A 12,058-nucleotide genomic window follows, 5' to 3' on the forward strand; every position below is an offset into this window, starting at 1 on the left:
GCCCGGCAGGTGTTGCGACGATCGGATGAAACCTCATCCTGTCACGGCGTCAGTCCTCCCGAGAAGGAGGACCCTTGCGCGAGGGTGGCGGCCATGACCTCGTTCGGACGCCTCGGCCACCGTAGACATGCCCGCAACGCCGCCCTCGCCGCCGTGGGCGGCGCGCTCGCCACCGCCCTGTGGTGCTGGCCCCCGACCGTGGCCTACGCGGACGCCACGTCCTCGTACGGCGAGTGGACCATGAACGGGACCACGGGGGAGGTCGGCATCCCGCTGGCCGGATTTCCCACCGCGGCGGTGACCACGGACAGCAGCACCACGACCGTCCAGTCCGGCAGCTCCGCCTTCCTGGGGCCGGGCACCCCCGTGGGAGCCCGCTACGGGACGTCGCAGGGCAAGAGCTACGTCAACCTGCGCACCGCGGCCGGGCGCACGCCCTCCACGACGACCCTCACCTTCGAGTCGCCGACCAACGCCGGGACCTTCGCGTTCACCCTCGGCGACATCGACGCCGACCGGGTCCAGGTCTCCGCGACCGGCGCCGACGGGCAGCCCCTCACAGCGGAGGAGCTGGGCTGGCAGGGCGCGTTCAACTACTGCCAGTCCTCACCGAAGCCGTCGTCCTGCGGCCCCACCGGAACCGATACCGACCAGCCCGTCTGGGACCCTTCGACCAGCACCCTCTCCGGCAACGGCGCCGACACGGCCGGTGCCGCGGGATGGTTCCAGCCCACGGTGCCCGTCACGAGCCTCACCCTGACCTTCAGCATGCAGACCGGCTTCCCCGTCTACCAGTTGTGGACCTCCTCCCTCTCCTCGCAGATCGCCGGCGGCCTCACCTCCGACTGCGGAACCCCGACGGGACAGGAGGTGCGCCTGCTGGACGAGAACGGCGCCCCGGTCCTGACCCCGGACGGCACACCCGTCACCACGACGACGGACGACCAGGGCCACTACTCCTTCGTGGACATCGCCCCGGGGCACTACCAGGTCACCACGACATCCCCCGACTACACGCCACCGACGACCTCCCTCGCCGCCGACACCAGCGACGGAGACAGCGTCACGGACGCCGACATGACGCTGACCTGCCGGGTTGTTCCGAGCCCTTCGCCGACGGATACGGCCGTTCCGACCCCGACCGACACGGAGTCCACCCCTCCCACCCCCACATCCACACCCACCGACTCACCCACGCCTACGCCCACGCCCACGCCGACCGACCCCACCACCCCCGCACCCCTCCCCACGATCAGCGGCCGGCCCACACCCACCCTCCCGGGCTTCCCGACGCCGCCGGCCACCGTGTCACCCGAGCCCACGCCCACCTACACTCCGGCGCCGAGCGGCACCTGTGCGCCCGCCTCGGTCCCCGCGTACGGAGAGACGCCGGAGCCGCCGCACTGCCCGGCCTGACCGGCAGCGGCCGGGAGAGCGTGCCCCGCCCGCCCGCCCTCCCGGCGCGGGCGCACCCTCCCGCGAGCCCGCCGGTCCGGCCGAGGGGGTGCCCCAGGCCAGGTCAGCCCGGCGAGGGCCCGGTCTCCTGCGATCGCGTCGGGCTGCGCCTCGACCAGGCTGCCCGCGCCGACCGCGAAGTACATGCCGTGCCAGAACTGCTCCATGATCAGTGCCGGTCGATCCGATGCGGGCGATCGGCCACCGCCTCTCGTGCGCCGTGGCTTGATCCGGTTCGCGCCAACGAGTGATCTTGGGCCGAAGCTCCCCACACGACCCTGCCCGGCCAGCACCATGCGGCTGACCGATCCATCGGCCATGCAAAGGGGAAACGACATGACGACTGTGACGAACGACGTCATCAGCGACAAGTACGGGCGGTCCTTCGACCTCCTGGACGCCGACAAGGACGGGTACGTGGAGTGGCCCGACTACCAGGCGCTGGCCGACCGCTACATCAACGCCTACAAGCTCGACAGGAATGACCGTCGCGTCCGGGAGCTGACCGCGTTCCACCAGATGCAGTGGCTGGAGGTGCTGCGTCACGCGGGCGGTCAGGGCGACCGCCTCGACCGCGAGCAGTACGTCCAGGCCATGCGCCTGCTCGCCGTCGACACCAGCCGGATGAACCTCGTCGAAGGCAGCGGCCACGCGATGTTCGACGTGATCGACGTCGACGGAGACAACGAGATCAGCAAGGCGGAGTTCCACCGCTTCCTCGCCGAGGTCTGGCAGGTCACCGACCCCACGGCCATGGACACGTTCGACAAGATCGACGCCGACGGAGACGGGCGCGTCTCGCGTACGGAGTTCATCCGGACGCTGCGCGAGCACTACTACTCCAACGACCCCAGCGCCCCCGGCTCCCTGATCTTCGGTCAGGTCTGACCCCGACACGCCCGCGCCCCGGCACCACGACCTGGTGCCGGGGCGCTGTCACGAGACGCGCCGCGGAAGGGGTCACGCGCGCCGGCCCGACCGGGCCGCCCGCCCACGAGTTGCGCCGAGCCTGTGTCGCCCGGGCCGATGGATCGTTTCTCTCCGGAGCCCGATCAACCCGGGGCCGGGGTGGCCCCGGACGAGGAGAGCGCGGTCGGACACTCGTGGCACAGCGCGACGAACCTGGCCGCCGCGCTGACCACCGTGCTCGCCGAGGAGTACGGGGGTACGGCCAGGACTGCCGCCGGGATTCAGGCCGCCACGCGGACCCTCCGGGGTGCGGTCCGGGCGAGCCGGGTCCGGGTCCGGTACGAGCCCACGACGCAGTACGTGAGGCACGAGGGCGTCGCCGGCGGTGACGCGGACGCCGCCGCCGCGTTCGGCGACGCAGTCACCGACGGGACGCTGTTCAACGGGCTCGTTCTCGTCGTCGACGCGGTCGAAGGCCTTGAGCCCATCAGTGGTGTGTACCTCGGGTCCGCCCACGAGGCGGGTCTGGACAGCATGGCGGAGCGACGCAGACCGCCGTCACCGCCGCCACCCTGGACCTGGTCCCCCTCACCCACCTCGCGCTGGGCCTGTGCTGGGCACCGGCCACGACCGCCTTCGCGCTGCGGACCCGCACCCGGATCCCCCGGCACCCCGAGCGTCGTACGACCATGACGAGAGCGGCGACGGAGCCGTCGGCGTGCCCCGGACCCTCGGCGGCTTCCGCCGCTTTCGCACGCTGTGCCACGGCGGCTGGGGACCCGGTGGTCGACCAACAGTCCGGCGGCCCGTCGACCCCATGGGCCCATGGCCCGGCCCAGGGGACCTCTACGAGGAGCCTGGCTCGCCGGTCAGCGCGAAGGCCCGGATGTGGGCGCTGAGCAGTTCCGGCTGGTCCTCGGGAATGAGGGTGTAGCTGTCCTCGACCTCGACGAGTCGTCCCTTGGGCAGCAGCTCGGCGAGCCTGCGCCCGTGCTCGGGCGGCATCACCTTGTCCTCGGCTGCCCACACCACGAGGGCGGGGCGGTCGAAGCCGCGCAACTTCTCCGCCCAGCGAAGGAGTTCGTTCTTCGGGGGGACACCGAGCACGTACTTGCGCAGGTCGCGGCGGATCTCCTCGGAGTTCCACAGCGGTGCGAACCAGGCGTCCATCACGTCGTGCGGGACCGGCCGCTTGCTCATCCAGCCCCAGGTCATCGGCAGTCGCCGCATCGGCTTCCACTTCAGCAGTCTGAAAGCGAGGCTGATGCCGCCCGGCAGCTTCGCGGAGGTGAAGAGGTTGCGGCCGGGCAGGCCCGGAGGGAAGTTGTCGAACGCCTCGCACGAGGTGATGACGAGGCGCCCGATCCGCTCATCCCTGCCCTCGGCGACCAGGGCCTGCGCACCGCCCCAGTCGCTCATCACCAGCGTGACGTCGCGCAGGTCGAGCCGGTCGAGGAACTCCGCGACCAGTCGTGCCACGCCGGCGATCGACAGGTCCGCGTCCGTCTTCATCGGCCGGCGATGACCACCCAGCGGCAACGTCGGTACCACGCAACGGAACTGGGAGCGCAGCGGCGCCACCACGTTCCGCCACAGGGAGCCGTCCATCGCGACACCGTGCAGCAGTACCACGACCGGGCCCCCACCGCCCGTGTCGAGATACTCCACGGTGCCGGCCGAAAGGTCTACCTCAGCCACTTCTCAGCTCTCCTCGGATCGCCGGGCGTTCGAAAGGTCGTGAAGGTCCTACTCGCTCACGAGACGGCACACACAGCCCAGTTGGGCGGCGTCGCCGCCACCCGACCGGAGGCGGCAGACCGAGGCTACCGGTCACCGGGGCCTAGGGGGTGTCCGTAAAGTCGTTGAGCCAGAGGCGGAGGCAGGCGAGGGTCACCATGGCTTGGTAGTGCTGTGCGCGTTTGTCGTAGCGGGTGGCCAGGGCCCGGTTCTGCTTGAGCCGGCTGAAGCAGCGCTCGACGACATTGCGCCGCCGGTAGGCGGTGCGGTCGAGGCGGCAGAGGGTCTCGCCGCGGCGGATGCGGCCGTTGACCTGGTCGATCCGCTCGGGAATGGTGCAGGCGATCCCTCGTCGTCGCAGGTAGGCGCGGATCTTCCGCGCCGAGTAGCCCTTGTCCGCGACGACACGGTCGGGCCGGGTCCGGGGCCGTCCCGGCCCCGGCCGGGGCACCTTGATCCGGGCCATGACCGGCTCGAACTGGGTGCAGTCGTTCACGTTCCCGCCTGTGAGCGTGAAGGCGAGAGGCCGGCCCTGGCCGTCACAGGCGAGGTGGATCTTGCTGGTCAGCCCGCCGCGTGACCGGCCGAGCGCTTCCCCTTCCCAGGGCCCCCTTTTCGGGCCCCGGCCGCGTGCTGATGTGCTCGGACCGTGGTCGAGTCGACACACACAATGGTCCAGTCGACGGCCCCGACGGCGTCGGAGTGTTGCTGGACATGGGTCAGCAGCCGGTCCCATGTCCCATCCTGCGACCAGCGCCGGAAACGCTCGTAGACCGTCTTCCACGGCCCATAGCGCTCGGGCAGGTCCCGCCATGCGGCACCGGTGGACAGCTTCCACAAGATCCCGTTGACGACCTGGCGCCGGTCCCGCACAGGCCTGCCCACCCGGCCCGGCGCCAGCAACGGAGCGATCAACGCCCAGGAATCATCCGTCAGTTCATGTCGACGCACCACGAACGGAGCAACGAGCGATCGACTTTACGGACACCCCCTAGGGGCCGTGGGTACCGGCGTGGCCGGGCGCCATCGTGCACACCTGCTGGGGCGGCGAACGGACCGCCGCGCTCCGGCTGCTCCCGGCCGCCACGGGCAGGCGTACGGCCAGGCGGGAATGGGCTGTCTCGGGCGTCACCAGCCTCCGGGCAACGAGGCGACTTCTACCGCGGCTGATCGTCGTTCGACTCAGTGGGCCCGCGCTTCTCGGGTTCAGGTCCCGCTGGGCGTGTTCGGGTCACAGGTGCGGAGCCCGGTGGCGTAGTTGCCGTCCGTTCCGTAGCCGGCGAAGGTCGCCCACTGGCCGGGCAGGATGACGCGGCACGGCGCCCACTGGCCGTTCGTGTACTCGACGGTGACGGCGACGGTCTCGGAGCAACCGTTGTGAGCGTCGGTGTAGCGCCAGCTCTGGTAGTACGCCACGCACGACGGAGCGGGATCTCCGGTGGCTGCGACGGCGGTCGGAGCGACGGCGAGAGCCGTCAGGAGGCCCCCGATTGTCGCGGCAGCGAGGGCGGCGGGGCGCGCTATGCGCGTCATGAGGTTGGCCATGCACCGAACCTTCATGCCCGCGAGTGTCTTGCGCAACTACCTGCAAAGATTTTCAGCCATGCGATGAGTATTGGCGCCAAAGAGCAGGTCATCCCGCTATTTCATGAGTGAAATGGCTTGCATTCCTGTCGGTTGCTCACTCCGGTCGGGCTCGGGGCCGGCTCAGCATCCGTACCCGTGAACCGACGTAGCCTCGGCGGACGCACCCAGGCTGCTGTGGGTTCACAGCGGCCGGTTCCCCGTCACCGAACAACCGGACGCCCGGCCGCGGGACGGGCGTCAACTGGGTACCTGGGCAGGGTGCTTGAGTACGTGCGCGCATGGCGGGATTTCGCGGCGGACCCAAGGATGGGCACACCCCGAACACGAGGAGCTCGCGATGTCCGCCATCCACCCGACCGTCAGCCCGGTGCAGGACGCACGTCCCACGTTCCGGCGCCGGATGCCGACCGTTCTCGCGCTCTGCGTCGCCGCGTCGCTCGCGGTGTCCGCGTGGGGCGTCAAGGACCCGACCACCTGGCTGTTGGAGACGGTGTGGGTGACGGTGGGTCTGCCACTGGCGATCGTGCTCCGTCGGCGGTTCGCCCTGAGCGGCCTGCTCTGCGGTCTGCTGGCCGCGCACGCGCTCGTCCTGATCGTGGGCGGGCACTACACGTACGCGGAGGTCCCGGCAGGTGGCTGGGTGCGCGACTGGCTCGGCCTGGAGCGCAACCCCTACGACCGTTTCGGCCACCTCATGCAGGGCTTCGTCCCGGCGATCCTCGTCCGCGAACTCCTGGTGCGTACGTCGCCGCTGCGGGGGAGCCGCTGGCTCGCCCCGCTTGCCGTCTGCGCCTGCCTGGCCTTCAGCGCCGTGTTCGAGATGCTGGAGTGGGCGGCGGCCGTGACCGGAGGCGAAGCCGCCGACGCGTTCCTGGGCACGCAGGGCGACGTGTGGGACACCCAGTGGGACATGTTCTGCGCGCTGATCGGCGCCGTGTGCTCCCTGATGCTCCTCAGCCGCCTGCACGACCGCAGCCTCGGCCGCCTGTCACCGTCCTCCTCCTCGAAGGGCTGAACCGGCCCAGAAGGCGCCGCGGTCCGCTGCCTGAGCGGAGGAGAGAGGGCGCGGCGACCGACCCGACGACGAAGGCACCGACACCGCGGCGGCCGACGTGGGCCGCGCCGACCCAGGTGCCTGTCGCCGGCAGTGGGGGAGACCTTCGTGGGGCGGAGGGCGTCCGGTTCATGACTTCCAGGAGGTCCCGAACCCCGCTCGGCGTCGTGCTTGTCGATCCGGAGCCGACTCACCGCGGTGGCTTCGGGCTAGGGTTCCCGCGTGACCATGATCGAACATGCGGGCGGCAACTTCGCGGCCGTGGCTGCCCGGTTCCGCGTGGCTGCCGCCGAACGGGACCTGTCGGCCGTCGCCGCCGAGACGTACCTGAGCCTCGTCCGCCCCGCCCTGAAGCTCACCAAGGACGGCCCGGGCCCGATCGTCGCCGTCATCGGCGGCAACCCGCCCGTCCCCGAGGGCATCGCGCTCTCCGAGCGTCTGTTCGTGGCCGCCGTCGACTGCTCCACCCTGCCTCCCGGCGCCACCGGTCTGCCCCTCCCCGCCGAGGGGCACCTGTTCTTCTTCGCCGACCCGTGGCCCTTCAGCATGGTGCTCCCGGACGCCGTCCAGTACGTCCCGCCGGGCACCCCGCTCGGGCCCGAGGAACCCGTGGACCCGGACCACGAGGAGATCAACGCCCGCTCCTGCCTTCACGGCCGGCACCACGCATGGTCCTGGCCGCACAACGCGGCGCACCTGTGGTCGCAGCCTCCCCTCGCCGACCTGCCCGCGGAAGAACTGCGCGAGGCATGGGGGAGCGCGGAGGAACTCCCCGGTGTCTTCGGCGACTTCCAATTGGGCGGCTACCCCCTCATCTTCCAGAACGACCCCTTCGAACCCGCCCAGGGCACATCCTGCTGCGAGGAAGAGATGCCTCTCCCGCCGGCGGAGGACGGTGACGAGTGGGTACTGCTGGCCACCTGGAACGCCCGTGAGGACAGCCCCCACATGCCGGACGGCCTCTTCCACTGGATCATCCTCCGCTCCGACCTCGCCGCCCTCCGCTTCGACCGGGTGTACACGTTCGCCGAGCTCGCCTAGCGCGCTTTCTCACCGACGCCGGTCCCGGTCCGCCTCGGTAGTGGTGGCCCGATGAGACCGGCTCCGCCGGGCGCCCGCCGGCAAGCGGCGGGCGCATCCGGCGAAGCCGGGGGGCGGCGGCGGGTGCGGTGGCGGTGAGTGTGTTCAGCACCTGTAGCCACGCTCACCACCATCCCGCACCGGGTGCTCATCCGTTCATGCGTCTCCTCGACCGTCCCGGCAGCCTGTCCGCATTCCGTACGTCGACGCGGGCCGGGACGGCCGCATCGAAGGTCCGAGGACGAGGCGGCGGCCCGTCCGGCCGGGCGAGCGCCGAGCGCCGGACAGGAGCCGACAGACCCATCCGCCGCTCCGCCGCAGGGCCCGCGGCACGACCCGAGACCGAGGCGGAGTACCCGCTGCCTCCGACCGGAGACCGGTGCGGCCGCGTTCGCGAGCGCACGCGCGACAGAACACGTAGGCCTGCGATGTCCAGAAGCCGGAGAGCGACTCGCCGGGCATGAACGTTCCTCCCGAACCGGCTCCCCGGAACAGATGCCCGGGCGTGCCGAAGTGAAAGGTTTCTCCTGGTGGGGTGGTCGCTCACGACGACGGGCGCCGCCCGGCCGTCCAGATCGCCTCGAGTCCCAACCCGGCCTCCCCGCTGCCGCCGGCTGACGCCGAGCTGAATCGTTCCTGCAGGACAGGCTGCGGGGCCGGCCGCTCGATACGTCCAAGGCGTCGCTCGAAGTCGGCCTGCAGTCGATCCATGGTCGCCAGGAAGCCGTCAAGCGCCAGGTCTCCGTCGTACATAAGCTCCTCGTTCCACGTCCCGACCCCGGTGGCACCCGGGCAAGCCGGTCTGCCGTTCAAGCCGGGGCAGGGGTGATCGGAGGGGTCCCGCCGGCGTGAGCGGATGGGACCCCGATGGTCCTCAAATTCGAAACAAAACAGCATTTCCTGTGTCGCACCCCGCACAACGATCTTCCCCCTCAAGGGGAATGCGGCATTCGGGTGATCTATATCGAAGCGGGCGTATTCCTGCTCCATGGGCGTACGGGCGACCTGACACTGAGGGAAGCGTTCCGGCTGACCGGCTGACCGGCTGACCGGCTGACCGGCTGACCGGCTGACCGCCGGTCTGTGGCCGGCCGGCGTGACGGTAGCCGACCGTGCTCAGCCCCGGCGGCTTCGCGTCACGGGCGCCCTCGCAGGTGCCGACAGCCGGCTTCCCGACGGGGCCAACGCGGGGCTGATCGCCCCCGCACTGGCGGCCGGCAGAGCGACCAGAGGCCGCCGAACCCGGACCCCAAGCCCCAAGCCCTGAGCGCGAGCGCCGCTGAGCGCGAGGGCCGTTGCGCACGAGGGCCGTTGCGCACGAGTGCCGCTGAGCGGCGCGGCGGCGGTCCTGTCCAAGGACACCAGGAGGGCGGGCCGGTCGGCTCGGTGAGCCGTGGATGCCGACGCGCGGTCAATCACGCGCTGGAGTGAGGGTGTGCGCGAGCTGGATGCGTGAGTGAAGGCCGAGTTTCCGGTAGACGCGGCTGAGAGTCGCCTCGACCGTCTTCACGCTGATGGTGAGCGTGGTGGCGATGTCGCGGTTGCTCGCGCCGGCGGCGGCGAGTTCGGCGCAGCGTTGTTCGGCGGAAGTGAGGGGGTGGGCGCTCGCGCCGGTGGGGCCGGCCTCGAGTCGGCTGAGGGCGTGCGCGGCGGTCTTGGCCCAGGGGTGCGCGTGGTGGGTGGTGAAGAGGTCGGCGGCGCTTTGCGCGGCGGCGCGGGCACTGGCGCGGCGGCGTCCGCGCCGTTCGGTGTGGCTGAGCGCCAGCAGCGTTCTGCCGCGTTCGAGGGGAAGGCGGCGGAGGCGGTCGGCCGCGTCGGTGAGGCGCCGGGACGCGGTGTCGTAGTCGCCGCGGGCGGCGTCCAGAAGTGCCTGAGGGCGTTCGAGCAAGGGGAGGACCGCGCCCCTGCCGAGGACGGTCGCGGTGCGGCGGGTGTCGTCCAGCAGGTCCTGCGCCTGGTCGAGGTGTCCGAGGGCGGCGAGGGTTTCGGCGAGTTCGGGGTGCCAGCGCAGGACGGAGGGGTCGTGCACCTGCTGGAGTTGCTCCAGTTCCCGTACCTCCTCAAGAGGCTCCAGTGCCTCCTTGGGGCGGCCGGTGAGCAGGAGGAGGTGTCCGAGGGCGAAGAGGTTGCGGGAGAGGAAGACCTTGTTGTCCTCCTGCCGGGCGATGTCGACTCCGCGGCGGGCGTGGACGAGGGCGAGCTCGGTGCGTCCGGCGCTGCCTTCGACGAGGGCGGAGGTGTAGCACGCTGGTGCGGCTGACAGGGCGGTTCCGTCGGTCAACGCCTGGGCACGGTGGGCGTGGTCGAGTGCTCTGGCGCACCGTCCGGCGCGGAGTTCGGCCTCGGCGAGGCTGCGCAGGATGTCCACGGTCGCCTCGGCGTCTCCCATGCGTTCGGCCTCGACGAGCAGGGGCAGCAGTGCGGTACGGGCCTCGTCCGGGCGGTCGTCGAAGAGGGCGTGCCGGGCGGCGAGGTGCTGAGGCGTGCCGTTGAGCGGAATCGAGGCGGCGCGGGGCAGGGAAAGGGCCTGACCGAGCGTTGTCTCGGCCTGCGGGTGGCCGAGGATGCGCTGGAAGCGGGCCTGCATCGTGAGGGCCATGACGGTGCTGGTGGTGTCGCCGGCGGCCTCGGCGAGGGCGGCGGCCCGGCTCGCCAGGGCACACGCCTGCTGGGGGTCGCCTTCGTTGACGTTGACCCAGACGGATTGGCGCAGGAGGATCCGCGCGGTGAGGTCGGTCCGTCCTGCTGCCGCGTGGAGCGCGCCGGCGAACAGTTCGTCCATGCCGTGAAGATTCCGGCCGCTCGCGTCGATCAGGGCGATGAGAGCGTCGACGCGCTGATCGGCAGTGGTGTCGTGGCCCAGGACGAGGCCGGCGGCAGCCCGGCCGCGGGAAAGGTCCCCGTGGTGTGCGGCGTCACGCGCGGCGGTGAGGGCCCGCTCGGTGAGCAGCTCGCCGTCCTCGTGCGGCGTGCGCTGGGCGGCGAGGAGGGAGAGCTCGGCAGCGAGCGCGTGTTCGCCGCGCGACCGGGCGCGTGCGGCTGCACGGGCGGCGTGCCGGGCCGCGCCCGGGTCGGAGGCGTCCGCCGCCAGCGCGGTGTGCCGGTCGCGGCGGACGCTGTCACGGCTGACCTCGGCCAGGCGGGCGTGCAGGACCCTGCGGGCGCGGCCCGGCAGCCGGGCCACGAGTTCGGTGCCGATGACGGAGGCGGTGAATCGCAGTCTGCCGGCGGGTTGTCCGAGGTCGACGAGTCCGGCCGCCTCGGCCTCGGCCAGGAGGCTTTCGGCTGCCGGGCCGGCGAGCTCGCTCAGCAGGCCGAGATGGGGCCGGTCGTCGAGTGCGGCAAAGGTCAGCAGTTCCTGCACTTCCTCCGAGACGGTTCCCAGCCATTCGCCGACCAGCTGACGGACCTGGGGAGGGAGGACCGGGTCGTCTTCGGTGTCGGGGGCGCCCGGCGCGGCGCCGGTGTGGCCACGGGCCTCGGCCAGTGCCAGGGCCAGCGCCGGGTTCCCCCCGCTGTGGGCGTGGATGCGCAGGACCTCGCGGGAGACGAGGCGGTACGGGGACAGCAGGGTCGCGACCTGGGGGACCGTCAGGGGCGGGATGCGCACCGTGCGCGCCTCCTCCCCGCACCAGTGGCCCCCGGCCACCGCACGCCAGGCGCGCTCGGCCGCGACGACAGGAAGGCCGGGGGTCAGGCGCAGCGCCCAGCCCAGGACGGTCGCGCTGGCCGGGTCCAGCCACTGGGCGTTGTCCACCACCAGCGTCATGGGGGGTGCGTCCCGCAGCAGAGCGGCGGTCTGTCGGCGCAGCCGCAGGGCCCGGCCGGCTTCGTCCGGAAAACCCGGCCGGCCGGCGGCGTCGTCGAGCGACGCCGTCACATCCCGTGCGGCAGGCAGCGTCGGGAGGGCCAGGGCGAGTTCGAGGAGCCCGGCGTAGGGGACCCGGGCGTCCTGCGGTCGCGGGGCGAGCCGCAGGACGGGCAGTCCCATCCGTCGCCCCAGGGTCTCCGCCGCGGTGGTCTTGCCGCTGCCGGGCGGCCCGAACAGGACCACCCGGCGGGTGCCGTGCACGTCATCCGGCACCACCGGCAGCACGGGACCGGTCTCGTGGGACGCGTGCGTCCCCATCGCAGAGTCTGGCATCGGGCCATGGTGCGCCCGCCGGGCCTCCCCGTCCAGGTCAAGGGTTTGCCCCGATGTCGGCCGCCTCCCGCGTCCCTAGCCTCATGGCCACA

General features: G+C 71.8%; 9 protein-coding genes. 4 read left to right on the top strand and 5 right to left on the bottom strand.

Annotated elements, in window-relative coordinates:
• The first annotated feature begins 93 nt into the window (after positions 1 to 93).
• Both ACIGW2_RS28330 and ACIGW2_RS28335 read left to right on the top strand, forming a co-directional pair.
• Entirely contained in the window at positions 94 to 1,416 is a 1,323-nt protein-coding gene (locus tag ACIGW2_RS28330) for an SdrD B-like domain-containing protein (RefSeq protein WP_399846814.1), read from the top strand.
• Positions 1,417 to 1,791: 375 nt separating this feature from the next.
• Positions 1,792 to 2,343 carry an EF-hand domain-containing protein gene (locus ACIGW2_RS28335; RefSeq protein WP_356066890.1) on the top strand — a complete coding sequence of 184 codons (552 nt, stop codon included), beginning with the start codon at positions 1,792 to 1,794 and terminating at the stop codon, positions 2,341 to 2,343.
• 867 nt (positions 2,344 to 3,210) lie between these two features.
• On the opposite strand, the gene ACIGW2_RS28340 is transcribed toward ACIGW2_RS28335, so the two are convergent.
• From ACIGW2_RS28340 to ACIGW2_RS28350, 3 genes are all read right to left on the bottom strand, one after another.
• Positions 3,211 to 4,062, bottom strand: coding sequence for an alpha/beta fold hydrolase (locus ACIGW2_RS28340; protein ID WP_391656688.1), 852 nt, complete (start codon positions 4,060 to 4,062; stop codon positions 3,211 to 3,213).
• Positions 4,063 to 4,204: 142 nt separating this feature from the next.
• Positions 4,205 to 5,052, bottom strand: a protein-coding gene (locus ACIGW2_RS28345; RefSeq protein ID WP_399846862.1) for an IS5 family transposase whose coding sequence is annotated in 2 segments (ribosomal slippage) — positions 4,205 to 4,713 and positions 4,713 to 5,052 — 849 coding nt in all. Because the reading frame shifts where the segments join, the coding sequence is not laid out codon by codon here.
• Between the two features lie 255 nt (positions 5,053 to 5,307).
• Entirely contained in the window at positions 5,308 to 5,646 is a 339-nt protein-coding gene (locus ACIGW2_RS28350) for an alpha-amylase (RefSeq protein WP_399846816.1), read from the bottom strand.
• 379 nt (positions 5,647 to 6,025) lie between these two features.
• On the opposite strand from ACIGW2_RS28350, the gene ACIGW2_RS28355 reads away from it, so the two are divergent.
• Positions 6,026 to 6,703, top strand: a complete 678-nt coding sequence (locus ACIGW2_RS28355) for a DUF2238 domain-containing protein (RefSeq protein WP_399846817.1) — start codon at positions 6,026 to 6,028, stop codon at positions 6,701 to 6,703.
• A gap of 267 nt (positions 6,704 to 6,970) precedes the next feature.
• Entirely contained in the window at positions 6,971 to 7,783 is an 813-nt protein-coding gene (locus tag ACIGW2_RS28360; protein ID WP_399846864.1) for a DUF1963 domain-containing protein, read from the top strand.
• A 582-nt stretch (positions 7,784 to 8,365) separates the two neighbouring features.
• Here the strand turns inward: ACIGW2_RS28360 and ACIGW2_RS28365 are convergent.
• Positions 8,366 to 8,575, bottom strand: coding sequence for a hypothetical protein (locus tag ACIGW2_RS28365; RefSeq protein WP_399846819.1), 210 nt, complete (start codon positions 8,573 to 8,575; stop codon positions 8,366 to 8,368).
• 658 nt (positions 8,576 to 9,233) lie between these two features.
• The gene (locus tag ACIGW2_RS28370) at positions 9,234 to 11,966 is read right to left on the bottom strand and encodes a LuxR C-terminal-related transcriptional regulator (protein WP_399846820.1); all 2,733 of its coding nucleotides are present in this window, start codon (positions 11,964 to 11,966) and stop codon (positions 9,234 to 9,236) included.
• Between the last annotated feature and the right edge of the window lie 92 nt (positions 11,967 to 12,058).

Origin of the sequence: Streptomyces sp. NPDC053541, assembly GCF_044544705.1 — a bacterium.
In the GTDB taxonomy this organism is placed as follows: domain Bacteria; phylum Actinomycetota; class Actinomycetes; order Streptomycetales; family Streptomycetaceae; genus Streptomyces.

Coding starts and splice junctions, on each gene's coding strand:
- ACIGW2_RS28330 (WP_399846814.1), top strand. CDS start 94: ATGACCTCGTTCGGACGCCTCGGCCACCGTAGACATGCCCGCAACGCC.
- ACIGW2_RS28335 (WP_356066890.1), top strand. CDS start 1,792: ATGACGACTGTGACGAACGACGTCATCAGCGACAAGTACGGGCGGTCC.
- ACIGW2_RS28350 (WP_399846816.1), bottom strand. CDS start 5,646: ATGGCCAACCTCATGACGCGCATAGCGCGCCCCGCCGCCCTCGCTGCC.
- ACIGW2_RS28355 (WP_399846817.1), top strand. CDS start 6,026: ATGTCCGCCATCCACCCGACCGTCAGCCCGGTGCAGGACGCACGTCCC.
- ACIGW2_RS28360 (WP_399846864.1), top strand. CDS start 6,971: ATGATCGAACATGCGGGCGGCAACTTCGCGGCCGTGGCTGCCCGGTTC.
- ACIGW2_RS28365 (WP_399846819.1), bottom strand. CDS start 8,575: ATGTACGACGGAGACCTGGCGCTTGACGGCTTCCTGGCGACCATGGAT.
- ACIGW2_RS28370 (WP_399846820.1), bottom strand. CDS start 11,966: ATGCCAGACTCTGCGATGGGGACGCACGCGTCCCACGAGACCGGTCCC.